23 protein-coding genes are annotated in these 22,366 nt (G+C 77.2%); 8 read left to right on the top strand and 15 right to left on the bottom strand.

Going from position 1 to position 22,366, the window contains the following annotated elements; all coding sequences use genetic code 11:
- Positions 1–139 precede the first annotated feature (139 nt).
- On the top strand, positions 140–1,132 hold the full coding sequence (locus ACI8AD_RS14560; protein ID WP_456871239.1) for an aldo/keto reductase: 993 nt from the start codon (positions 140–142) through the stop codon (positions 1,130–1,132).
- Positions 1,133–1,202: 70 nt separating this feature from the next.
- On the opposite strand, the gene ACI8AD_RS14555 is transcribed toward ACI8AD_RS14560, so the two are convergent.
- Complete coding sequence (locus ACI8AD_RS14555) at positions 1,203–2,018, bottom strand: PaaX family transcriptional regulator C-terminal domain-containing protein (protein WP_456871238.1); 816 nt, start codon at positions 2,016–2,018, stop codon at positions 1,203–1,205.
- Positions 2,019–2,080: 62 nt separating this feature from the next.
- Here ACI8AD_RS14555 and ACI8AD_RS14550 point away from each other — a divergent pair, with 62 nt between their 5' ends.
- Entirely contained in the window at positions 2,081–2,446 is a 366-nt protein-coding gene (locus ACI8AD_RS14550) for a hypothetical protein (RefSeq protein ID WP_456871237.1), read from the top strand.
- Positions 2,439–2,885: a hypothetical protein gene (locus tag ACI8AD_RS14545; protein WP_456871236.1), complete on the top strand. Its 447-nt coding sequence runs from the start codon at positions 2,439–2,441 to the stop codon at positions 2,883–2,885. The genes ACI8AD_RS14550 and ACI8AD_RS14545 overlap by 8 nt, the downstream gene beginning before the upstream one ends.
- 4 nt (positions 2,886–2,889) lie before the next feature.
- Here ACI8AD_RS14545 and ACI8AD_RS14540 read toward each other — a convergent pair whose 3' ends face one another.
- The gene (locus ACI8AD_RS14540; RefSeq protein WP_456871235.1) at positions 2,890–3,714 is read right to left on the bottom strand and encodes a hypothetical protein; all 825 of its coding nucleotides are present in this window, start codon (positions 3,712–3,714) and stop codon (positions 2,890–2,892) included.
- A 121-nt stretch (positions 3,715–3,835) separates the two neighbouring features.
- On the opposite strand from ACI8AD_RS14540, the gene ACI8AD_RS14535 reads away from it, so the two are divergent.
- Positions 3,836–6,205 (top strand): SpoIIE family protein phosphatase, encoded by a 2,370-nt coding sequence (locus tag ACI8AD_RS14535; protein WP_456871234.1) that lies wholly within the window; start codon positions 3,836–3,838, stop codon positions 6,203–6,205.
- A gap of 45 nt (positions 6,206–6,250) precedes the next feature.
- Here the strand turns inward: ACI8AD_RS14535 and ACI8AD_RS14530 are convergent, their stop codons facing one another.
- Positions 6,251–6,745, bottom strand: a complete 495-nt coding sequence (locus tag ACI8AD_RS14530) for a flavin reductase family protein (protein WP_456871233.1) — start codon at positions 6,743–6,745, stop codon at positions 6,251–6,253.
- A gap of 7 nt (positions 6,746–6,752) precedes the next feature.
- Positions 6,753–7,697, bottom strand: coding sequence for a hydroxymethylglutaryl-CoA lyase (locus tag ACI8AD_RS14525; RefSeq protein WP_456871232.1), 945 nt, complete (start codon positions 7,695–7,697; stop codon positions 6,753–6,755).
- 126 nt (positions 7,698–7,823) lie between these two features.
- Between ACI8AD_RS14525 and ACI8AD_RS14520 the strand changes: the two genes are divergently transcribed.
- Positions 7,824–8,717, top strand: coding sequence for a diguanylate cyclase domain-containing protein (locus ACI8AD_RS14520; RefSeq protein ID WP_456871231.1), 894 nt, complete (start codon positions 7,824–7,826; stop codon positions 8,715–8,717).
- A 7-nt stretch (positions 8,718–8,724) separates the two neighbouring features.
- Here the strand turns inward: ACI8AD_RS14520 and ACI8AD_RS14515 are convergent, their stop codons facing one another.
- From ACI8AD_RS14515 to ACI8AD_RS14475, 9 genes are all read right to left on the bottom strand, one after another.
- On the bottom strand, positions 8,725–9,342 hold the full coding sequence (locus ACI8AD_RS14515) for a hypothetical protein (protein ID WP_456871230.1): 618 nt from the start codon (positions 9,340–9,342) through the stop codon (positions 8,725–8,727).
- A gap of 65 nt (positions 9,343–9,407) precedes the next feature.
- Positions 9,408–11,042 carry a phosphoglucomutase (alpha-D-glucose-1,6-bisphosphate-dependent) gene (pgm, locus tag ACI8AD_RS14510; RefSeq protein WP_456871229.1) on the bottom strand — a complete coding sequence of 545 codons (1,635 nt, stop codon included), beginning with the start codon at positions 11,040–11,042 and terminating at the stop codon, positions 9,408–9,410.
- A gap of 221 nt (positions 11,043–11,263) precedes the next feature.
- Positions 11,264–12,976: a 5,6-dimethylbenzimidazole synthase gene (gene bluB, locus ACI8AD_RS14505; protein WP_456871228.1), complete on the bottom strand. Its 1,713-nt coding sequence runs from the start codon at positions 12,974–12,976 to the stop codon at positions 11,264–11,266.
- Complete coding sequence (locus ACI8AD_RS14500; RefSeq protein WP_456871227.1) at positions 12,973–13,290, bottom strand: hypothetical protein; 318 nt, start codon at positions 13,288–13,290, stop codon at positions 12,973–12,975. The genes bluB and ACI8AD_RS14500 overlap by 4 nt, the downstream gene beginning before the upstream one ends.
- Before the next feature lie 31 nt (positions 13,291–13,321).
- Positions 13,322–13,717 carry a VOC family protein gene (locus tag ACI8AD_RS14495; protein WP_456871226.1) on the bottom strand — a complete coding sequence of 132 codons (396 nt, stop codon included), beginning with the start codon at positions 13,715–13,717 and terminating at the stop codon, positions 13,322–13,324.
- Entirely contained in the window at positions 13,714–14,547 is an 834-nt protein-coding gene (locus ACI8AD_RS14490) for a helix-turn-helix domain-containing protein (RefSeq protein WP_456871225.1), read from the bottom strand. Before ACI8AD_RS14490 ends, ACI8AD_RS14495 begins: the two co-directional genes overlap by 4 nt.
- An 85-nt stretch (positions 14,548–14,632) precedes the next feature.
- Positions 14,633–15,025 (bottom strand): type II toxin-antitoxin system VapC family toxin, encoded by a 393-nt coding sequence (locus tag ACI8AD_RS14485; RefSeq protein WP_456871224.1) that lies wholly within the window; start codon positions 15,023–15,025, stop codon positions 14,633–14,635.
- Positions 14,995–15,246: a FitA-like ribbon-helix-helix domain-containing protein gene (locus tag ACI8AD_RS14480; protein WP_456871252.1), complete on the bottom strand. Its 252-nt coding sequence runs from the start codon at positions 15,244–15,246 to the stop codon at positions 14,995–14,997. Before ACI8AD_RS14480 ends, ACI8AD_RS14485 begins: the two co-directional genes overlap by 31 nt.
- Positions 15,247–15,312: 66 nt before the next feature.
- On the bottom strand, positions 15,313–16,161 hold the full coding sequence (locus ACI8AD_RS14475; RefSeq protein ID WP_456871223.1) for an alpha/beta fold hydrolase: 849 nt from the start codon (positions 16,159–16,161) through the stop codon (positions 15,313–15,315).
- A gap of 65 nt (positions 16,162–16,226) precedes the next feature.
- Between ACI8AD_RS14475 and ACI8AD_RS14470 the strand changes: the two genes are divergently transcribed.
- Positions 16,227–17,930, top strand: coding sequence for a helicase (locus tag ACI8AD_RS14470; protein WP_456871222.1), 1,704 nt, complete (start codon positions 16,227–16,229; stop codon positions 17,928–17,930).
- An 87-nt stretch (positions 17,931–18,017) separates the two neighbouring features.
- Here the strand turns inward: ACI8AD_RS14470 and ACI8AD_RS14465 are convergent, their stop codons facing one another.
- Positions 18,018–19,562 carry a flotillin family protein gene (locus ACI8AD_RS14465; RefSeq protein WP_456871221.1) on the bottom strand — a complete coding sequence of 515 codons (1,545 nt, stop codon included), beginning with the start codon at positions 19,560–19,562 and terminating at the stop codon, positions 18,018–18,020.
- Positions 19,559–20,125, bottom strand: a complete 567-nt coding sequence (locus ACI8AD_RS14460; protein WP_456871220.1) for a hypothetical protein — start codon at positions 20,123–20,125, stop codon at positions 19,559–19,561. The genes ACI8AD_RS14465 and ACI8AD_RS14460 overlap by 4 nt, the downstream gene beginning before the upstream one ends.
- Before the next feature lie 151 nt (positions 20,126–20,276).
- Here ACI8AD_RS14460 and ACI8AD_RS14455 point away from each other — a divergent pair, with 151 nt between their 5' ends.
- Together ACI8AD_RS14455 and ACI8AD_RS14450 are read left to right on the top strand one after the other, a co-directional pair.
- On the top strand, positions 20,277–21,620 hold the full coding sequence (locus ACI8AD_RS14455) for a DNA polymerase IV (protein ID WP_456871219.1): 1,344 nt from the start codon (positions 20,277–20,279) through the stop codon (positions 21,618–21,620).
- The gene (locus tag ACI8AD_RS14450) at positions 21,617–22,207 is read left to right on the top strand and encodes a class I SAM-dependent methyltransferase (protein ID WP_456871218.1); all 591 of its coding nucleotides are present in this window, start codon (positions 21,617–21,619) and stop codon (positions 22,205–22,207) included. Before ACI8AD_RS14455 ends, ACI8AD_RS14450 begins: the two co-directional genes overlap by 4 nt.
- Positions 22,208–22,366: the final 159 nt, after the last annotated feature.

The raw sequence follows: 22,366 nt of genomic DNA, 5'->3' as shown, positions 1-22,366 counted from the left end.
ACCGGGTACGACAGTTTCCGCAGGTCAACGGGCAGACGACCGCCGTAGCGCGCGGTCTCGTCCGGCAGGCGTCGACGCCGGAACGGAAGGGTCCTCCGGCGGTCGGTTGCAGCGGGCACCCGGCGGGCAGCGAGGGGTCATGCAGACACGCACCCTCGGGTCCCTGTCCGTCCCGGCCATGGGGCTGGGCTGCATGGGGATGAGCGAGTTCTACGGCACCGGCGACCAGGCCGAGGCCGAGCGCACCATCCAGCGCGCCCTCGACCTCGGCGTCACCTTCCTCGACACCGCCGACATGTACGGCCCCTTCACCAACGAGCGGCTGGTCGGGAAGGCCATCGCGGGCCGCCGCGACGAGGTGGTGCTGGCGACCAAGTTCGGCAACGAGCGAGGCGAGGACGGCTCGTTCCGCGGCATCAACGGCCGCCCCGACTACGTGCGCCGCGCCTGTGACGCCTCGCTGGAGCGGCTCGGCGTCGACGTCATCGACCTCTACTACCAGCACCGGGTGGACACCCGGGTCCCCGTCGAGGAGACGTGGGGCGCGATCCGGGAGCTCGTCGAGGCGGGCAAGGTGCGCGCCGCGGGCATCTCCGAGGCCGCGCCGGAGACGATCCGCCGCGCCCACGCCGTCCAGCCGGTGGCCGCGGTGCAGACCGAGTACTCGCTGTGGAGCCGCGACCCCGAGGAGAACGGCGTGCTGGCCACCTGCGGCGAGCTCGGCATCGGGTTCGTCGCCTACTCGCCGATCGGCCGCGGGTTCCTGTCCGGGCAGATCCGCAGCGTCGACGACCTCGCCCCCGACGACTTCCGCCGGCACAACCCGCGCTTCCAGGGCGAGGCGTTCCAGCAGAACCTGCGACTGGTCGACCGGGTCCGCGAGATCGCCGACGAGAAGGGGGCGACGGCGTCGCAGCTGGCTCTCGCGTGGGTGATGGCGCAGAGCGGCCGCTGGGGCAACCCGACCGTCGTCCCCATCCCCGGCACCAAGCGGGTGCGCTACCTGGAGGAGAACGCCGCGGCCGCCGACGTCGCACTCTCCGACGACGACCTGCGCCGCCTCGACGAGGCCGCGCCCGTCGGTGCCGCCGTCGGCGACCGCTACCCCGACATGTCCACCGTCCACAGGTGAGGTGAGGGAACGGCCCTCCTGCAGGGTCCCGCCCCGAGCGCACGAGGGGTGGGGGCAGGAGGGTCCCTCGTCACGCGACGGCGGGGCGGATCCCCACGGCGCCGAGGACGTCGGCGACGTGCGCGCGGGCCGCGGCCGCCAGCCGGGCGCCGGTGTCGGCCCACGCGTCGCGGACCTCGCGGGCGGGCCAGGCCTCCGGCTGCAGCGCCGGGGGGAGCAGCGGGTCGCCGGAGACGACGGCGCGCAGCTCGGCGTGCAGCCGCAGGTGCAGGGCGAGCGCGGCCGGGCCCTCGGGGACCGCGCCGGAGACGGCGCGCAGCCGGTCGAGCACCCGAGTCCACCCGGCAGCCAGCCGGGGGAGGTCCCAGCAGCGGGCGGCGAGGTCGACGTCGGACAGCCGCGGGTCGGCGACGCTCGCGGTGAGCAGGTCCAGCCGCGAGGTGCGCTCGCCGGCCAGCTCGGCGCCCACCTCCTCCAGCGCCGCCCGGTGCGGCGAGACCCAGGTGGCCGGCGCGAGCGGGCCGAACCCCGCGCGGGCCAGGCTGCGGCGCACCCGCTCGCGGGCGGCCCGGTCGGTCTCCGGGACGCCGTAGACGACCATCCGCCACTGCCCGTCCCACGGGCCCGTCCGGCGCGCGACGCGTTCGTCGCGGGCGGCCACCGCCTCCCGCAGCACCGCCGTCGGGGTCACCAGCGTCTCCCGCCCCCGCCGGGACCCGGTCAGCCACCCGGCCCGCCGCAGCGCCGCCACGGCCAGGCGCGTGCTCGGCTCGGCCACCCCGCACGCGGCCAGCAGCCCTACCAGCGTCTGCAGCGACACCGGGTCGCTGCCGAGGACGTCGAGGTGCTCGGCGCAGAGGTCCACCACCAGGTCGCGGACGGTCATGCCCTCCTCCTACCCCGTGCCCTCGACCCACCCCTCCCGGCGGACGCGCGATCATGGGTCCGATGAACGCCACCCTCGTCTGGTCGGCCACGGCGGTCGCCGTCGTCGTCGCCCTCGCCGGGCTGGCCTCGACCCTCGCCCACCGGCGGATCGGCCTGCTCCACCTCGCCGGCGCCGCGGTGCTCGAGGTCGTGCTGCTCGTGCAGGCCGTCGTCGCCGGGGTGGCGCTGGCCGGCGGTGAGCGGCCGCCGGAGACGGCCACCTTCCTCGGCTACCTCGGCGGCGTCGTGCTGCTGCCGGTAGCCGGGGTGCTGTGGTCGCGCACCGAGCCCAGCCGCTGGGCGGGGACCGTGCTCGCCGTCGCCGCCCTGGTCACCCTGGTCATGGTCTGGCGGCTGGTGCAGCTGTGGGAGGCCCCGGGTGCCTGAACGGACGGCGCAGCGCGGGACGGCGAGCGGGCCCGGGCGGGTGCTGGTCGCCGTCTACGCGGTCTTCGCCCTCGCCGCCGGCGCCCGCGCGACCGTGCAGCTGGCCACCCGCTTCGACGAGGCCCCGGTCGCCTACCTGCTGTCCGCGTTCGCCGCGGCGGTCTACGTCGTGGCCACGGTCGCGCTGGCCCGCGGTGGCCGCCGGGTGGCGCTGGCCGCGATCAGCGTCGAGCTGGCCGGGGTGCTGGTGGTGGGGGCCCTGTCGCTGCTCGACCGCGCGGCCTTCCCCGACGAGACGGTGTGGTCGGCGTTCGGGCGCGGTTACGGCTTCGTGCCGCTGGTGCTCCCCGTGCTCGGCCTGCTCTGGCTGCGCCACCAGGCCCGCACGCCGGCGCCGGGCACCCCGGCGCCCGGGACGCCGGAGGGTCCCGGGCGCTGAGCGGTCAGAAGTCCCCGCCCCCGAAGTCACCGCCGCCGAAGTCCCCACCGCCGTCGTAGCCGTTGTCGGCCCCGCCGGCGAAGTCGGCACCGGGGTCACCGCCGTAGCCGCCGTCGTAGCCGCCGTCGCCCGCGGCGTAGTCGCCACCGCCATCGCCGCCGCCGTCCCCGCCGCCCTCGGCGCCGTCCTGGTAGCCCTCGGCGTAGGCCTCCTCGTCCCCGCCGCCGAACAGGCCGCCGTCGCCGAGGCCGGTGTCGAAGAGCGCGTCGGCGACCGCGGTGCCCACCACGAGACCGCCGATGGTGCCGAGCAGGCTGCCGCCCAGCGAGCCGCCGAAGCCGCCCGTGCGCGGCCCGTAGCCCCCGCCGTAGCCGCCGTAGCCCCCACCGCCGTACCCGGGGCCGGGGGCGTACCCCGGGCCGTAGCCCGGGCCGTAGCCGCCGCCGAAGGTGCGCTCGAGGATGCCCGGCTGGCGCAGCTCGGCGCGGGTGGCCACCCGGGCGAGGGTCTGCGCGTCGTCGGTGCGCGGCCGCTCGGAGGCCGGCACGGCGGCGGCGAGCTGGGTCAGCACCTCCTGCCGCTGCTGCGGGGTGAGCTGGGCGAAGGCCTCGGCGTGCGCCTGCTCGATCTGGTCCGGGGGCGCGGTCCGCAGCAGGTAGCGGTAGCGCTCGACGGCCTGCTGGTCGGTGAGCGGGGCGCGCTGCCCGGACTGCGGCCGGGCGGGCGGGGCCTGCGGTGGTGGCGGCGGCGCGGCGTACCCGTCGTACCCGCCGTACGGCGCGGGCTCGGGCTTGCGGCGACGGCCGAGGAGCCGGTCGAGCAGTCCCATGGCTGGTCTCCCTCCTGCGTGGCTCGCAGAGGGGTGCCCGCCCGGGCGGGCGGCACACCTGCGGGTGGCCGGCCGCCGTGCGCGCGGGCACCCGACCTGCGGTGCCGGTTAGATTCGTTGCGTGCCACCGACAGGCGACCGACCGGAGGGCCGGCCCGTGCCCGGCGACGGCATCGGCCCCGAGGCCCGGGCGGCCGTGGCGGAGGCGGCCGTCGACGGCCGCGGTGCCGGCGGCCGCCAGTCCCGCATCGTCACCGCCGCCCACGCGGTGGTCACCGAGCAGGGCGACGGCGGGTCGGCGGCCGCGGCCCTGCCCGCCGTCCTGGCCGACGTCCCGGTGGCCGTCCTGCTCATCGACCGCGAGTCCGGGGCGGTCACCTACGCCAACACCGCCGCCGTCGAGATGGCCGGCAACGTGCGGCTCCCGGTCGACATCGACACGTGGGGCGCCTCGGCCGGCCTCACCGACCTCGGTGGCGCCCCGCTGGCCCGCACCAGCGGCCCGCTGTCACTGGTGGCCCAGGGGCAGCCGGTCACCGGCGAGGCGGTGCGCCTGACGCCCGGCCGCAGCACCGACGCCGCGCGAGTACGCGAGGACGACGGCGGCGGCGACCGGCTGCTGTGGGTGACCGGCTTCCCGCTGTCCCAGCCCGGCACCGGCCAGCAGCTGTCGCTGGTCGTGCTGCTCGAGGTCGCGGGGGCCACCGGCACCGCCGACGCCGAGGCCGAGCTGCAGGCGCTGCGCGAACGGGCCGTCGTCGCCACCGACATCGCCTTCACCATCACCGACCCCCGCCAGCCGGACAACCCGCTGGTCTGGGTCAACCCCTCCTTCAGCCGGATCACCGGCTACGCCTACGGGGAGTCGGTGGGCCGCAACTGCCGTTTCCTGCAGGGCCCGAACACCGACCCGGCGACCGTGCAGCAGATCCGCGACGCGCTCGCGGCGCAGGAGCCGGTCACCGTCACGCTGCTCAACCACCGCCGCGACGGCACCGCCTTCTGGAACCAGCTGGCCATCAGCCCGGTCTTCGACGGCGAGGGCGAGCTGGTCAGCTTCGTCGGCGTGCAGACCGACGTCACCGAGCGGGTGCGGGGAGAGGCCGAGCGCGAGGCCGCCTTCGCCGCGGAGCAGGCCGCCCGGCAGGAGGCCGAGCTGGCCCGCGCCGTGGCCGAGCAGGCGCGCTCGGACGCCGAGCGGGCGCAGCGCGACGCCGAGGGGGCGCAGGCCCGGCTGACGCTGATGGCCGAGGCCACCAGCTCGCTGATCGCCACCCTCGACGTCGGCGACCTGCTCGACCGGCTCGCGGCCCTGTGCGTGCCCCGGCTGGCCGACTGGGTCGTCATCACGCTCGTCGACGACGACGGCGAGGTGCGCGCGATGGTGTCGCGCGACCGCGAGCGCGCCCGCACCGAGCTCCGCCGCCACGACGCCGGGCACGGGCTGCGGCTGCCGTCCGGCTCGCCCAGCCAGCGCAGCATCACCTCGTCCCGGACCGTGCTCGTCGAGCGGCTGCCACCGCAGCTGGGCGAGGACACCGCCTCACCGGTGGCCCAGGAGATCGCCGGGCGGCTGGGCGCGGCGACGGCGCTGAGCGTGCCGCTGGTGGCCCGCCGCCGCACCCGGGGCGCGATCGCGCTGGTGCGCAGCGCACCCGAGCGTCCGTTCACCCCCGACGACGTCAGCCTGGTCGAGGACCTCGCGCGGCGGGCGGCGCTGGTCATGGACAACGTGCGGCTCTACCAGCAGGAGCACGCCGTCGCCGACACGCTGCAGCGGTCCCTGCTGCCCGAGCTGCCGGACGTCCCGGGGCTGCGGGTCGCGGCGCACTACGTCAGCGCCTCCACCGCCGCCGACGTCGGCGGGGACTTCTACGACCTGCTGCAGCTGCCTGACGGCTCGGTGGGGATGGTGGTCGGCGACGTCGTCGGCCACGACGTCGCCGCGGCCGCCGCGATGGGGCAGCTCCGGGGGCTGATCCGGGCCTGCCTGTGGGAGGCGCCCGACCCGCACCCGGCGGCCGTGCTGACCCGCGTCGACCGGCTGGTGCAGGGCCTGCGCGTGGCGTCGATGGCGACCATGGCCTACGTCCGCGCGATCCCCCCGGCGCGCCCCGGCGGGCCCTGGACCGCGCAGGTGGTCAACGCCGGCCACCCGCCGCTGGTGCTGCGCTCGCCCGACGGCGCGGTGGAGCTCCTCGACGGCGTCCCGGGCCTGCTCGTGGGCGTCGACGTCGCGGCGCGGCGGACGGTGCGCACCGTGGAGCTGCCCCCGGGGTCGGTGCTGCTCGGCTACACCGACGGCCTGGTGGAGACGCCGGGCTCCGACCTCGACCAGGGCATCGAGGCGCTGCTGGAGCGGCTGGCGGCGGCGCCGGTGGCGGCCTCCCCGCAGGAGCTGTGCGACGCCGCCGTCAGCGGCACCCTGGACGGCCGCGACGACGTCGCCCTCATCGCCGTCCGCTTCGACGGGGCACCCGACGAGGCATAGGAAGCTCTCCGCACGTCCGGCACGCGTCGACGTGCGGATCGCTTCCTATGCCTCTCTCTCGCGGGGCTCGGGGCGGCCGTAGCCGCCGCGGTGGAACAGCAGCGGGCGGCGGCCGGGGTCGGCGCCGAGGTCGAGCACGCGCGCGGCCACGATCGTGTGGTCGCCGCCGTCGTACTCGGCCCACAGCGTGCAGTCGATCCACGCGACGACGCCGTCGAGCACGGGGGAGCCGTGCGGGCTGGGCCGCCACCGCACCCCGGCGAACTTGTCGACGCCGGAGCGGGCGAACGCCGCCGACAGGCCCGACTGGTCCTCGGCGAGCACGTTGACGCAGAAGCGGCCGATGTCGCGCAGCCGCGGCCACGTCGTCGACGTGCGGGCCGGGGCGAGGGCGACCAGCGGGGGGTCCAGCGACAGCGAGCTGAACGACTGGCAGGTGAAGCCGATCGGGCCCGCGTCGCTGTGGGAGGTCACCACGGTGACGCCGGAGGCGAAGTGCCCCAGGACGTCGCGCATGACGCGCGGGTCGATGACCTCCACGCCGGCCTCAGGCGAGGGTGGCCGCGGCCGCCCGCGGCACCGACCGCCCGCCGGCCCGGTACAGCGAGCTGGGCAGCTCGTGGCCGACCGCGCCCTCGGTGACCCGCGCCGCGGCCAGCATCGCGTCGAGGTCGATGCCGGTGCGCACGTCGGACTCCTCGAGCCAGTAGACGAGCTCCTCGGTCGCGATGTTGCCGCTGGCGCCCGGCGCGAACGGGCAGCCGCCGAGCCCGCCGACGGAGGCGTCGAGCTGGGTCACCCCGGCCTGCACGGCGGCCAGCGCGTTGGCCTGGCCGGTGCCGCGGGTGTCGTGGAAGTGCACCGCCACCGGCGTCCCGGGGCAGGCGCGGCGGACGGCGTCGAGGAGGCGGACCACCCGCGCCGGCGTCGTCGTCCCGATGGTGTCGCCCAGGCACAGCGCGTCGGCGCCGGCGGTGACCGCGGCGCGGCAGACGTCGACGGTGCGCGCGATCGGCGTCCGGCCGTCGAACGGGCAGTCCCACGCGGTGGCGACGACGACCTCGAGCGACCCGCCCGCGCCGTGCGCCAGCCCGGCGACCTCGGCGACCCCGGCGAGCGCCTCGGCGGTGGAGCGGCCGGCGTTGGCGCGGCTGTGCCCGTCGGAGGCGGAGACGACGAGCTCGAGGTGGGCGAGGCCGGCGTCGACGGCGCGCACCGCCCCCCGCGGGTTGGCCACCAGCGCCGACCAGTGCACGTCGGGCCAGCGGGAGAGCTCGGCGGCGACCTGGTCGGCGTCGGCCAGCGCGGGGACGGCCTTCGGCGAGACGAACGAGGTGACCTCGATGCGGCGCACGCCGGTGGCCACCAGCGCCTCGAGCATCGCCAGCTTGCCCTCGAGGGGGACCGTCGCCTCCAGCTGCAGGCCGTCGCGCATGCCCACCTCGCGGACGTCGACCGTGGGGGGCAGCACGAGGTCGAAGTCCGCCGTCATGATCGTCCTCCTGGTCCGCACGGGTTCCAGGGCCCATCCTGCCCGCGTGGCAGGTTCCACGTGGAACTGGGGAGGGAACACCCTGGTCACACCGCAGCACTCGGGGGGAGGAACAGGAGGTGGTCCGTGGACGACGCCGAGGCCGTGGGCACGGTGAGGCAGCCCGATCCGGGCAGCGCCTTCACCAACTCACCCATGGGCGTGGCGCTGTGCACACCGGACGGCGAGCTGATCGCGGCCAACCGCGCACTGGGTGACCTGCTGGGAAGGCCGCCGGAGCGGCTGGCCGGGACCACCCTGTCCGACGTCACCCACCCCGACGACGTCGCCGCGGCGACGGCCCTGCTGCAGGGGCTGCAGCGCAGCCACGGCCACACCCGGCTGGAGTGCCGGTTCCTCCGCCCCGACGGCACCGAGGTCCCGGTGCAGGTGACGACGTCGTGGGTGGCGGGCTCGCCCGACGGCACCCCCTCGCACCTGGTGACGGTGGTCGAGGACGTCACCGACCGCAAGGAGCTCGAGGCCCGCCTGCTGCACCTGTCGGCCCACGACCCGCTCACCGGCCTGCCGAACCGGCTGCTGTTCCGCGACCGGCTGCGCCACGCCCTCGAGCGCGGTCACCGCGAGAACACACCGACCTGCGTGCTGGTCCTCGACCTCGACGGGTTCAAGGCGGTCAACGACCAGTTCGGCCACCCCACCGGCGATGCCGTCCTCGTCGCGGTCGCGGGCCGGCTGACCTCGGTGCTGCGGGCCAGCGACACGGCCGCGCGGCTGGGCGGGGACGAGTTCGCCGTCGTCTGCGAGAACACCGAGCGCACCGACGCCGAGCACCTGGCCGCGCGGCTGCGCGAGGCGCTGCCGGGCACCCTGACCGTGGGTCCCACGACGGTGCAGGTGGGGCTGAGCATCGGCATCGGGTCGGTCGACGGCGGCACCGACCCGGAGCAGGCGCAGGACACGGTGGTCCGCGAGGCCGACGCGGCGATGTACGCCGACAAGGCCCGCCGCCGCTCCTGACCCCCGATCAGCGGCCGGCGGCCCAGCCGACGGTGGCCGGGAGCCGCGCGAAGACGGCGGTGAGCACCGGCAGGGGCAGGGCGAAGACGAGGAACGCGGTGAACCCGACGAGGCCGTCGGCGCCGAGCGTGCCGGCCCCGACGGCCAGCGCGAGGAACAGCACCGCGACGGCGGCCAGCGCGGAGACGAACAGCGGCGCGGGGGAGTGCCGGGTGAGCAGCCGGATCCCCCCGGTGACCAGCGCGGCACCGCACGGCAGGCCGAGGACGAGCACGATGCTCACGGCGTCGTCGTCCCCGCTGAGGACGGCGGCGGTGAGGACCAGCGCCACCAGCCCGCTGAGGCTCCCGGCCACGATGCCGAGCACCCCCGCGGCGGTGGCCACGCCGGGACGCCCGGGACCGGCGGGCCAGGCCGGCGGGACGCCCCAGCCGTAGCCGGGTGGCGGCCCGTACCCGGGGTACGGGGCGTAGCCGGGGCCCTGGCCGTGGGCGGGGGCGTACCCGGGCGGGGGTCCGTAGGGGGCCGGCGGGCCGTACGCCGGGGGAGGCGGTGCCGCGTACGGCGGCGCGGCGGACCCGGGCGGGACGGCGTCCCACTCCTGCTCGTACGGCTGACCGGTCATGCGCCCAGTCTGGGGCCCGCGCCCGCCAGGACCCAGGTCCGGCGCGGACCCCTCGCCCTCGGGGGTCAGGCGCCGAGGGCGGCGCCGACGACGGCCCGCGCCTCCTCCTGCACCCGGGCGAGGTGGTCGGCGCCCCGGAAGCTCTCCGCGTACACCTTGTAGACGTCCTCGGTGCCCGAGGGCCGGGCGGCGAACCAGGCGTTCTCCGTGGCCACCTTCAGCCCGCCGATGGACGCGCCGTTGCCGGGCGCCTCGGTGAGCTTGGCGGTGATCGGCTCGCCGGCCAGCTCGGTGGCGGTGACCGCGGACGGCGACAGCTTCCCCAGCGCCGCCTTCTCCTCGCGGGTGGCCGGGGCGTCGACCCGGGCGTAGGCCGACTCGCCGTACCGCTCGACCAGCCCGGCGTGCAGCTGCGACGGCGAGCTGCCGGTCACCGCCTGGATCTCGCTGGCCAGCAGCGCCAGCAGGATGCCGTCCTTGTCGGTGGTCCACACCCGCCCGTCGCGGCGCAGGAACGACGCGCCGGCCGACTCCTCGCCGCCGAAGCCGACGGTGCCGTCGAGCAGGCCGGGCACGAACCACTTGAACCCGACCGGCACCTCGACCAGCCGCCGGCCGAGCCCCGCCACGACCCGGTCGATCAGCGACGAGGACACCAGCGTCTTGCCGACGGCGACGTCGTCGCCCCACTCGGGCCGGTGCGCGAACAGGTAGGCGATGGCGACGGCGAGGAAGTGGTTGGGGTTCATCAGTCCGGCGTCGGGGGTGACGATCCCGTGCCGGTCGGCGTCGGCGTCGTTGCCGGTGGCGATGGCGTACTCGGCGCGCTTGCCGATGAGCGAGGCCATCGCCGACGGCGAGGAGCAGTCCATGCGGATCTTGCCGTCCCAGTCCAGCGTCATGAACCGCCACGTGGGGTCGACCAGCGGGTTGACGACGGTGAGGTCGAGGCGGTGCCGCTCGGCGATGGCCCCCCAGTAGTCGACGCTGGCGCCACCGAGCGGGTCGGCGCCGACGTGCACGCCGGCGTCGCGGACGGCGTCGAGGTCGAGCACGGAGGGCAGGTCGTCGACGTAGGCGCCGAGGAAGTCGTGCCGCTGCGCGGCCGCGTGCGCGCGGGTGAACGGGATCCGCCGGACGCCGTCGAGGCCGGCGGCGAGCAGCTCGTTGGCGCGGGCGGCGATGACCGTCGTGGCGTCGGTGTCGGCCGGGCCGCCGTTGGGCGGGTTGTACTTGAAGCCGCCGTCGCGGGGCGGGTTGTGCGACGGGGTGACCACGATGCCGTCGGCGAGGCCGCCGGTGCGCCCGCGGTTGGCGGTGAGGATGGCGTGGCTGACCGCCGGCGTCGGGGTGTAGCGGCCGGCGGCGTCGACCAGCACCGTCACGTCGTTGGCGGCCAGCACCTCCAGCGCGCTGGCCCAGGCCGGCTCGGACAGCGCGTGGGTGTCGCGGCCGAGGAACAGCGGCCCGTCGACCCCCTGCTGGGCGCGGTACTCGCAGATCGCCTGGGTGGTGGCCAGGATGTGCGCCTCGTTGAACGCGGTGTCGAACGAGGACCCCCGGTGCCCGGAGGTGCCGAAGGCCACCCGCTGCGCCGGCTCCGACGGGTCGGGCACCAGCGTGTAGTAGGCGGTCACCAGCGAGGCGACGTCGACCAGGTCGGCGGGGGAGGCGGGCTGGCCGGCGCGAGGATCGGTCACGGCGTCGATCCTGGCCCTGCCGGTGCCCCGGCGGCGACCGGGGGCACCGGCGCGGGCCCTGGTCAGGCGCTCCTCCGGCGCGCACACCTGCCCGCGATCACGGCGCCACGGTCGTGACACGCCGGGCGGCGTCGGCGTGTCGCCGTCCCGGAGCCATGATCGCCGCCACAGGGGCCTGCAACGTCCGCCACGTGCCCGAGCCGGTCGGGTGACGATCCCGCTCAGCCGACCCGGGCGGTCCCCCGGCGGATGCGGAGGCCGTCGAGCAGCAGGCCGGCGGCCAGCGCCGCGCCGGCGCCCTCACCGGCCCGCAGCCGCAGGTCCAGCAGCGGCTCGAGCCCGAGCGCCTGCAGCACGAGGTCGTGGCCGCGCTCGCGGCTGCGCTGCCCGGCCACCAGGCACGCCTGCGCGCCGGGCTCGAGCTGCACGGCGGCCAGCGCGGCGACCGAGACGGCGAACCCGTCGAGGACGACGGGGGCGCGGGCCCGGGCGGCGCCGAGCACCGCGCCGGTGAGCACCACGAGCTCGGGACCGCCGAGCTCGGCCAGCGCCCGCTCCGGCCCCAGGCCGGTGCCCGCCCGGGCGAGCGCGGCGGCGACCACCGCGCGCTTGCGGTCGAGCACGGCGCTGTCGGCGCCCGCCCCGAGGCCGGTGACCTCGTCCGGGCCGGCGCCGAGCAGCCCGGCGGCGAGCGCGGCGGCGACGGTGGTGTTGCCGACGCCGACCTCGCCGAGGGCCAGCAGGCCGTCGCGGGCGCTGAGGTCCCGCCCGGCGGCCAGCAGTCGCTCGACGTCGGCGGGCGTCATCGCCGGCGCGGAGGCGAGGTCGCCGCGGGGGCCGGCCGGACGGGCGTCGACCGCCCCGGGCAGCGGGTCGCCGGACACCCCGGCGTCGACGACCACGGTGGCCAGCCCGGCGGCGGCCGCGGCGGTGGCGCCCACGGCGGTGCCGGCCAGCGCGGCCCGGGCCACGTCGCGGGTGACGGTCGCCGGGTAGGCCGACACCCCGAGCACGGCCACCGGGTGGTCGGCGGCGGCGAGCAGCAGCGTGCCGCCGGTGACGTCGCCGCGGCCGAGCGCCACGACCCGGTCGACGGCGCGGTCGAGCACGCCCAGCGAGCCGGGGGTGGTCAGCAGCCGGTCGGCGTCGTCGCGGGCGCCGACCACCGCCTCGCGGCCGGGGGCGCGCAGGTGCGAGGGGGGAGCGGCCGGCCCGCCGTCGTCGGCCGGCCACCGGTCCTCGACGACGACGGCGTCCAGCGGCAGCCGCCGCGACCAGCCGGCCCGCTCCAGGCCCGGCGCGGGCGGGCGCTCGTCGGGCCAGCCCAGGCACAGCCAGCCGAGCGTGGCCACGCCGTCGGGCAGGCCGACGAGGCCGGCGAGCTCCTCGGGGCGGAACAGCGTCACCCAGCCCATGCCCAGGCCCTCGGCGCGGGCGGCCAGCCACAGGTTCTGGATGGCCGCCGCGCAGCTCCACAGGTCGGCGTCGGGGAAGGTGGCGCGGCCGAGGACCCCGGCGGCCGGGGTGCGCCGGTCGCAGCACACGACGATCCCCAGCGGTGCCTCGCGGACGCCCTCCAGCTGCAGGTCCAGCAGCCGGCGGGCGGCGTCGGGCTCGAGCAGGGCGGCCTGCCGCAGCCGCTCGCGGTCGGTGAGGACGGCGGCGCGGTCGCGGACGCCCGCGTCGCGGACGACGACGAAGCGCCACGGCTGGCTGTGCCCGACCGACGGCGCGGCGTGCCCGGCGGCGAGCACCCGCCGGAGGACGTCGCCGGGCACCGGGTCGGGCCGGAACCGGCGCACGTCGCGGCGGGCGGCGACGACGGCGTAGAGGCCCCCGGCGTCGTCGGGCATGGCCCACCCGGCGGGGTCGCCGGCGCGCTGGGCGGCGGAGGTGGCGTCGCCGACGAGCGGGACCGGCCGCGGGAAGGTCACGGGCGGGCCCGCCGCAGCCGGGCCGGGGCGCGGCGGGTCCAGGCGTCGTCGAGCAGGTCGGCGACGGTGGCCTCCTCGGCCCGGGCGAGGTCGACCCGCACGCCCGAGAGCCGCTGCCCCCACCACAGCAGCGCGACCGCGCCGCCCTCGGCCGCCCGCGCCTCCGACTCCCCGACCATGACGTTGAGGATGCCGGGTGCCCACAGCGTGGCGAGCACGGCGGTGCCCAGCCGGAACGACGGGCGGCCGTGGTGGTCGGCCTCGGTGACCTCCGGGAGGGCCAGGGCGAGGGCGCGGACGTCGTCCTCCGTCACGCTGCACACCTGCGCGACCTCGCGAGCTCGGTCACGCGCCGGGCGCTCCGGGGTAGTCGCCGACGCTCCAGCTGTTGCCCTCGGGGTCGCGCACGGAGAACTCCTTCCCGCCGTGCCCGGGCTCGGTGAGCGGCCGCAGCACCTGCGCGCCGGCGGCCTGGACCCGCGCCCAGACGGCGGCGACGTCGTCGGTGACGAGGTAGGCGCCGCTGCCGCCGGGGCGGACCGGCCAGCCGCCGTCGTCGCGGGCGGAGCCGAGCATCACGCCGCCGCCGGGCGGCCAGGCGAGCTCGGCGTGCGCGACCAGGTCGCCGTCGCGGACGACGAGGGTCTCGGTGAAGCCGAGGACGTCGACCAGCCAGCGGATCAGGGCCGGGGCGTCGGCGGCGCGGAAGGCGGGCCACACGGTGGGCGGTGGGGTGCTCATGCCGCCGACCCTGCCGCGTCCCGCGCGCCGCCGTCTTGGACGAATCCGAACTCCGCGGCCAGCCAGCGCAGCGGGGACAGCCCGGTGAACGCGCGCCACTCGCGGGTCAGGTGCGCCTGGTCGGCGTAGCCGGCGGCCGCGGCCAGCGCGGCGAGGTCGGGGCGCGGGCGGGCGGCCAGGGCGCGGCGGGCCCGGTCGAAGCGGACCACCCGGGCGGCCTCCTTCGGGCCCAGGCCCGTCTCGGCGCGGAACCGGGCGGTGAGGTGCCGCTCGGACCAGCCGACCCGGCGGGCGATCCCGGCGACCCGCAGCCGCCCGCCGCCGGCCACGGTGAGCCGCCAGGCCTCGGCGACCTCGGGGGGCGGCGCGCCGCGGCCGGCGACCCGGCGGAGCACGTCCTCGGCGGCGGCGAACCGGGCCGGCCAGCTCGCCGCCTCCCGGACGCGGTCGACCAGCCCGGTGGCGCCCAGGACCTCGGCGAGGTCGACGTCGAGCGCGGCGAGCTCCCCGGCGGGCACGCCCAGCAGCCGGCGGGCGCCCAGCGGGGACAGCGCCAGCTGCAGGCCGGCCTGCTGGCCGGGGTGGCGGATGAGCGCCGGGGTCGTGTGCAGTCCGCCGAGGAGGGCGTCGTAGCGGCCGGGTGCCTGCGCGGGGTCGGGGTGGGCGGCGACGTCGAGCGGGTCGTCGAGGGTGACGACCAGCGTCAGTGCGGGGGAGGGCAGCCCGCGGTGGGTGCCCGGCGCCAGGCCCTCCTGCCGGTAGCCGACGGCGCCGGTGACCAGCCCGCGCAGCGCCGGGTGCGGCCGGTGCGACACGAACTGGCTGCTCACCGGCCCAGGATGGCACCGGCGGGACCCGTCCTCCAGGCACCCGTCCGTGCACGTCCGCGGAAGTGCCCGGACCCGACCCCGGCCCTCAGCGCAGCAGGTCGACGGCGCACCGCAGTCCCGGCGCCCGGGCCAGCCGTCCGTCGGCGGTGACGAGTGGGACGTCGAGGAACTCGGCGAGTGCGACGTACTGGGCGTCGTGGGCGCTCACCGCGTCGCGCAGCTCCCACGCCCGGGGGAGCAGCGGGAGGTGCGGGTACCGCTCGACCGCCAGCTCGGTCCAGTCCTGCAGGGCCTCGGCGCCCCGCCGGACGGGGAGCCGACCGGCCAGGACGGCGCGTCGTACGGCGGAGAGGACCTCGACGTCGGCCGGGGCCGGGACGTGGACGTCCGAGCCGAGCACCCGCTCGCGGGCCAGGGCCCCGGGCCCTGCGTCGTCGACGAGGGCGGTCACCAGGACCGACGCGTCGACGACGACCACGCCTCGTCCGGCCGTCCTGCCGACACCGCGGCCACGGCCTCGTCGAACGACATGCGTCCTCCGCGGCGCGCAGCGCGAGCCAGGACGTCGGTCTTGCTGGGGCGTGCGGCGACGGCCTGCGACTCGCGGAGCACGTACTCGGAGAGGCTCAGCCGGCTCCTCGCCGCCCGTGCACGCAGCTCGGCGTGCAGGTCGTCCGGCACGTTGCGGACCTGCAGCATCCGGGGCACGGCTGTGGGTCGTACATGGAGTCCACACGCGATCACATGCGCAAGGCATGCAGCTGGTCAGTCCTCCACCACGGCCAGGAACGCCTGCAGCGTCTGGAGGAAGACCTCGGGCTGCTCGGAGTGCACCCAGTGGCCGGCGTGCTTGACCTTCACCAGCCGGGTGTGCGGGAACAGCTCCTCCATGCGGGCGCGGTCCTCGGGCAGCACGTAGTGGCTCTTCGCGCCGGCGATCCAGAGCACCGGGCCGTCGAAGGTCGCGCCGGGCGGCGGGTCGGGGAAGCCGCGCAGCTCCCCGAGGTCGCGCTGCAGGGTCTCCAGGTTCAGCCGCCACCGCCAGCGGCCCGAGCCGATCCCCTCGCGGACCAGGCTCTGCAGCAGGAACGAGCGCACCATCGTGCTCGGCACCGCCTCGCGCAGCGCCCGGTCGGCGTCCTCGCGGGTGCGCAGCGCACCCAGGTCGACCGCCCGCATCGCCGTGAGGAAGGCGTCGAACGGCGAGGCCTCCTCGTCGGGGTCGTCGGTCCGCCCGCCGGAGACCGGGTACTCCACGGGCGCGATGTCGACGACGACCAGCGCGCGCAGCAGCTCCGGCCGCCGCAGCGCCAGCTGCATCGCCACCTTGCCGCCCATCGAGTGCCCGACCAGCGTCACCGGCTCGCCGAGGGTCTCGAGCTCCGCGGCGACCAGCGCGGCCATGTCCACGTAGTCGACCCGGTCGGTCCACGGCGAGTGCCCGTGGTTGGGCAGGTCGAGCAGCGTCACCCGGTGGCCGTCGGCGAGCCCCTTCGCCGCCGTCGTCCAGTTCTTGCCCTGGCCGAACAGGCCGTGCACGAACACCACCCGCGGCCCGGCCGCACCGACGGTGCGGGCCGCCAGCCGCTCGTCGGAGGGCGCCTCGGCAGTCACCCGGCGATTCCACCAGATCCGCGGGCCCCGGCCACCTACCGTGCCCGGGACGAGAGGAGGCCCCCGTGCCCGGACGGCGTCGCGCCGCTCCCACCACCCGGCGCCGGACGGCGAAGCGGCGGACGACGGCCCGCCGGCCACCGGTCCCCGACCTGCCCACGGCGGGCCCGGGGGAGCGGGTGTGGGTGCTCGCCGTCCCGTTCCGCGCCCCGGCACCGGGCGCGGTCTGGCACGCCGGCCTGCAGGCGCACGTGTGGGTCGGCCGGGAGCTCCCGCCGGCCCTGGCGCCCTACGACCCGCCGCCGTACACGTTCGAGCGCTTCCTCGAGGACGAGCTCAACGACACGCCCCGCCGGCTGCCCGAGGCCCGGGCGCTGGTGCCGCGCGAGGAGCAGTGCACCGGCGCCGAGGCCGTCGTCGCCGCGGCCGCCGCCGGGCACCGGGTGTTCCTGCTGGGCGACGACCCCGGCGTCGGCAAGACCGGCACCGCCGTCATGGCCGCCCGGGAGATCTGCGAGCTGCGCGGCGGTGAACGGGTGCTCGTCGTCGCCGACCGCCCGGCGGCGATCACGGTCCCGCACTGGACCCGGTCGATCGCCGGCTTCGGCGACGGCGGCCTGCGGTGGTGCGTGACCACCTGGGACCGGCTCGCGAAGGTGTCGAAGCTCCCCTTCGACGTCGTCGTCGCCGACGAGGCGCACATGGTCCGGCACACGACGACGCAGCGGTGGAGGCACTGGAAGGCGGTGTCGGGCGGCGGCCGCGCCAAGGACGCCCCCTTCGTCATCGCCGCCACCGCCACCCCGGCGCACACGCCGATGGAGCTGCCCTACCTCGCGCCGCAGTTCGCCCAGCGGCACGGTGAGCCGCTGCGCGCCTGGGCCGACCTGCCGGCGAGGCTTGCCGAGCACGGGTTCCACGTGGAACGGGGGCGGTACGGCTGGGCGTGGACCGAGGACGCCGACGCCCGGCGCGCCGACCTGGCCCGCCTGCAGACCTGGCTGACCGACGCCGACCCGCCGGCGACGCTGCACCGCCCGGCGCCGTGGGGCCCGGTGTCGGTGACCGGGACGCCGGTGGCGCTGACCCCGGCCGAGCGGAGCGCCTACGAGTCGGAGTGGCAGGAGTTCCGCGCGGAGATGCAGCTGGCCCGCCGGGCCCGGCAGAGCGCCCGCGGGCGGGCGGCGCTGCTGCGGTTCCGGCAGAAGGCCGGGCTGATCCGCGCGCAGGCCACGGTCGACTGGGTGCGCGCGCAGGTCGACGCCGAGCGGCAGGTGGCGGTGTCGGTGGAGTTCGTCGAGACGGCGGCCGACCCGATCCGCGAGGCGCTGCTGGACTCCGGCGTCGCCGTCGCCGCGATCTACGGCCGGGACCGGTTCGACGTCGAGGCCGAGCGGCTGCGGTTCCAGACCGGCGCCGCGCCGGTGTGCGTGTTCACCGTGACCGCGTCGATCAGCCTGCACGCCGGCGAGCTGCTGCCCTCCGGGGCGACGGCGTCGACCACGCCGCGGGTGGGGCTGTTCCACCAGCCGCGCTTCTCCGGCATCCAGGCCCGGCAGGTCACCGGCCGCACCCACCGCGACGGGCAGGTCTCGCCGTGGCGGGTGGCCTTCGCCGAGGGCACCGTCGAGGAGCAGGTGGCCCGGGTGATGGTCGAGCGGCTCGCGGTCAGCGGGTCGACGGCCGGCGCGGACACCTCCTCGCTGCGGGAGATCGCCGACCTCCTCGACGCCGACTGGCTGCCGCCCGCCGCGCTCACCGACGCCTGACGCCCGGGCACCGGGGCCGAGCGTGTGCGCCGGCGCCGCACTCCACGGCCCGGACCGCGGCGCGAGCGCACACGCTCGGGCAGGGCGTCAGCGGGTGCGCGGCGCGTGCCCGTCGTGGTTGCCCTCGCCGTCGGCGGAGGTCACCGGGATGCGGGTGACGCCGTCGCCGCCGGTCGTGCCGGACAGGCGGCGCAGCAGCGCGGCGACGTCGAGGCCGGTCAGGTCCCCCGACAGCTGCAGCCCCTGCGCGACGTTGCTCGCGACCGACCGGCTCAGCGCGTTGGCGCCGTCGGCGGAGATCACGGTCATCTTGTCCACCGCCGACAGCGGGGCCGACGCCGCGCCGACGACGTCGGGCAGCACCTTGACCAGCAGGTCCAGGATCGCCGCCTCGCCGTAGCGCTCGAAGGCCTCGGCGCGGGCGTCCATCGCGGTCGCCTCCGCCTGCCCCCGGGCGAGGATCGCGGCGGCCTCGGCGGCACCCTCGCGCTCGACGGCGTCGGCGACGGCCTGCCGGCGGGTCTTCTCGGCCTCACCGCGCTTGGCGCCCTCGATCGCCTCGGCGTCGGCCAGCGCCGAGCGGCGCGCCCGCTCGCCCTCGCCGGAGAGCCGCGCCTGCTCGGCGGCGGCCTGGGCCTTGGCGATGGTGGCCTGCCGGTCGGCGTCGGCGGCGAGGATGGCGGCGTTCTTGCGGCCCTCGGCCTCCTGCTCGACCTTGTAGCGCTGCGCGTCGGCGGGCCGGCGCACCTGGGTGTCGAGCTGCCGCTCGGTCAGGGCGGCGGTGCGCACGGCGACCTTCTCCTGCTCGCTGAGGATCGCCTGGTCCTGCGCCGCCTGCGCCAGCGGCCCGGCCGCTGCGGCCCGGGCCTTGGCCGCGTCGGTCTCGGCGCTGATCTCGGCCTGCCGCAGCGCCAGCTGCCGCTGGGCCACCGCGATCGCCTCGTCGGCGAGCAGCTGCTCCTGCTGGGCGGCCTGGCGGGCGCGGGCCTCGGCGATGGAGGCCTCCTTCAGCACGCGGGCGGCCTCGGGGCGGCCGAGGTCGGCGAGGTAGGTGCCCTCGGCCTGGATGTCCTGCAGCTGGAAGGTGTCGAGCACCAGCCCCTGACCCGTCAGCGAGGACTCGGCCTCCTCGGCGACGGCGGAGGCGAACGCGGCGCGGTCGCGGATGATCTCCTCGATCGTCAGCCGGCCCACGATCGAGCGCAGCGCACCGGCCAGCACCTCCGAGGTGAAGGTGTCGATCCCCTGCTGCTGGTTGAGGAACCGCTGCGCGGCCGCCCGGATGGCGCCCTCGGTGCCGCCGACCTTGACGATCGCCACGCCCTCGAGGTCGCACTTGACGCCCTGCTTGGACACCGCGCCCCGGATGCCGACCGGGATCCGCCGGCTCGACAGGTCCATCGTGTGCAGCTTCTGCACCACGGGGAGGACGAAGACGCTGGCGCCCATGACCACCTTCTGGCCGGAGCTGTCGCGCGAGACGACGCCGGCCCCGTCGGTGACCTGGCGGCCCTGCCGGCCGGTGACGATGAAGGCCTGGTTGGGCCCGGCCACCTTGATCCGGCTGAGCACGAACAGCACCAGCACGACGACGAGGACGACGATGCCGCCCACGGCGAGCAACAGGGTCATGCGGGGCCTCCGGGGTCTGGGAGGGAGCCGGGGAGCGGCTCGGGTGCGGTGGACACGACGTGGACGGCGGTCTCGCTGAGCGCCTCGACGACGTAGACGGGGGTGCCGGCCGGCAGCGGGATGTCGCTGCGGGCGGCGAACTTCAGGCCCTGCCCGGCCAGGGACAGCCGGACCTCGCCGAACCCGCCGGCCGGCACCGCGGAGACGACGACGCCCTGCGCGCCGGCCAGGTGGTGGCGGGTCAGGGTCTCGGCGGTGGGCATGTCACGCAGCGCGCGCGAGAGGCGGGCCGCGCCCCAGGCCAGCGGCGCGGCGGCGACCACGCCGACCAGCAGGGCCAGGAGCACGGTGAGCGACGTCGACAGGTCCGCGGGCAGCAGGACCGTGGCCGCGGCCCCGCCGAAACCGATCCCGCCGAGGAGTGCGGCCACGACCTCCAGCGAGACGGGACCGTCGGCGTCGGCGCCCCCGAGGTGGCCGATCTCGCCGACGACCAGGGAGAGCAGCAGCAGGGCGACCCCGAGCCCGCCGACGAGGAGGAACGCGGTGGCGACGGGGTCCACGGGCCTCCTCCGGTCGTCGTCCTGGGCCCGCAGCCTCACATCCGGCGCGGTGGTGATCAACGGGTTCTGGCACGGCGCGGTGCCGGTTCACCCGGACGGTGCCCGGCGCGGTCGCGGCGGTCCCGTCGCCCCCGCGTAGGACGATGGGGGCGTGCGGCGGGAGGCGAGTGTGCTGCACCTCGACCTCGACGCGTTCTTCGCCGCCGTCGAGCAGCGCGACAAGCCCTCGCTGCGCGGCCGGCCGGTCGTCGTCGGCGGCACCGGCGGGCGCGGCGTCGTCGCCACCGCGTCCTACGAGGCGCGCGCCTACGGGGCGCGCTCGGCCATGTCGACGGCGGAGGCGCGGCGCCGCTGCCCCCCGGGGACGGCGTTCCTCGGCGGCCGGTTCGGCGCCTACCGGCGGACGTCGGAGGTGGTCATGGGCCTGCTGCGCGAGCTGTCGCCGCTGGTGGAGCAGGTGTCCATCGACGAGGCCTACGTCGACCTGGCGGCCGGCGGGGGCTGCGACCTGTCCGTCGACGGCGTCACCGCGCTGGCCCGCGACCTCAAGGCGCGCATCGCCGCGGCCACCGGCGGGGTCACCGGCTCGGTGGGCATCGGCAGCTCCAAGCTCATGGCCAAGATCGCCTCCGACCTGGACAAGCCCGACGGCCTCGTCGTCGTCGCGCCGGGCACCGAGCTCGACGTGCTGCACCCGCTGCCGGTGACCCGGCTGGGCGGGGTGGGCCCGGCCACGGCGGAGCGGCTGCGGCAGGTCGGCGTCGGCACGGTGGCGCAGCTGGCGGCCAAGTCGCTGCCGGACCTGGTCGCGCTGGCCGGCCGGGCGCACGGCGGCGGGCTGTACCAGCTGGCGCGCGCGGAGGACGACCGGCCGGTGGTGGCCGAGCGGGAGGCGAAGTCGGTCTCGCAGGAGGAGACCTTCGAGCGCGACCTGACCGACCTGGCCCAGCTCAACCGGCTCGTCGACGCGATGGCCGGCCGGGTGGGCAGCCGGCTGCGCGCCTCGGCGCTGTCGGGGCGGACGGTGACGGTCAAGCTGCGCCGCTACGACTTCACCACCATGACGCGCTCGCAGACGCTGCCGCAGCCCACCGACGACGCCCGGCAGGTCGCCGCGGTCGCCCGCCGGCTGCTCGCCGAGGCCGGCACGGGCGGCGGCCTGCGGCTGCTCGGCGTCGGCGTCTCGGGGCTGTCGCAGTACGCGCAGGGCGACCTGTTCTCCGGCGACGACGCCGCCGAGGAGGTCGAGGACGCCGCCGACGAGGGTCCGGCCGTGCCCGAGCCGCCGGCCGACCGGCGCTGGTGGCCGGGGCAGGACGTGGTCCACGACGAGCTGGGCGCGGGGTGGGTGTGGGGCCGCGGCATTGGCCGGGTGACCGTCCGGTTCGAGGGACCGCTCACCCCGCCGGGGCCGGTGCGCACGCTGGCCGCCGACGACCCCGCGCTGCACCCGGGCGACCCGCCGGACTGGCGCCCGACGACGATGGGGGCATGACCGAACCGAGCGCCTGGGTGCGGATGACGCAGGCCGATCCCGGCCACTCGGCCGCGTACGTGCAGCGGTTCCGGGACCTGGCCGCGGGCGGGATGGACCTCGTCGGCGAGGCCCGGCTCGTCGACGCGATGCTGCCCCGCGGTTCGCGGGTGCTCGACGCCGGCTGCGGCCCGGGCCGCGTCGGCGGGCACCTGGCGTCCGTGGGTCACACGGTGGTCGGGGTCGACGTCGACCCGGTGCTCATCGCGGCGGCCGAGCAGGACCACCCCGGGCCGCGCTGGCTCGTCGGCGACCTCGCCGAGCTCGACCTGCCCGACCGGTTCGACGCGATCGTCTGCGCCGGCAACGTGGTGACCTTCCTGGCGCCGTCCACCCGCGGTGAGGTGCTGCGCCGGTTCCGCGGGCACCTGGCCGAGGGCGGGCGGGCCGTCGTCGGCTTCGGTGCCGGGCGCGACTACGACTTCGCCGTCTTCCTCGCCGACGCCCGCGCCGCGGGACTGGAGCCCGACCTGCTCCTGTCGAGCTGGCACCTGCACCCGTTCACCGCGGAGTCGGACTTCCTCGTCGCGGTGCTGCGCCCCGGGTGACCCGAGGACCGGCGGCTGCCGTGCCTCGCCCGTGCCGCCCGCAGTGCCGGTCTTCCTCGCGCACCGAGGGCGCTGCAGTACCCGCAGAGCGAGCGGAACGCCCGCAGTGCGGCGGCGCCGGCGGGCGATGGCGGGGGACGGCACCGACCCGGCCGCGGC

The organism is Geodermatophilus sp. SYSU D00766, from assembly GCF_054049915.1.
The sequence above is the reverse complement of the archived record's forward strand: the minus strand, read 5'-3'. Positions and strand labels throughout refer to the sequence as shown.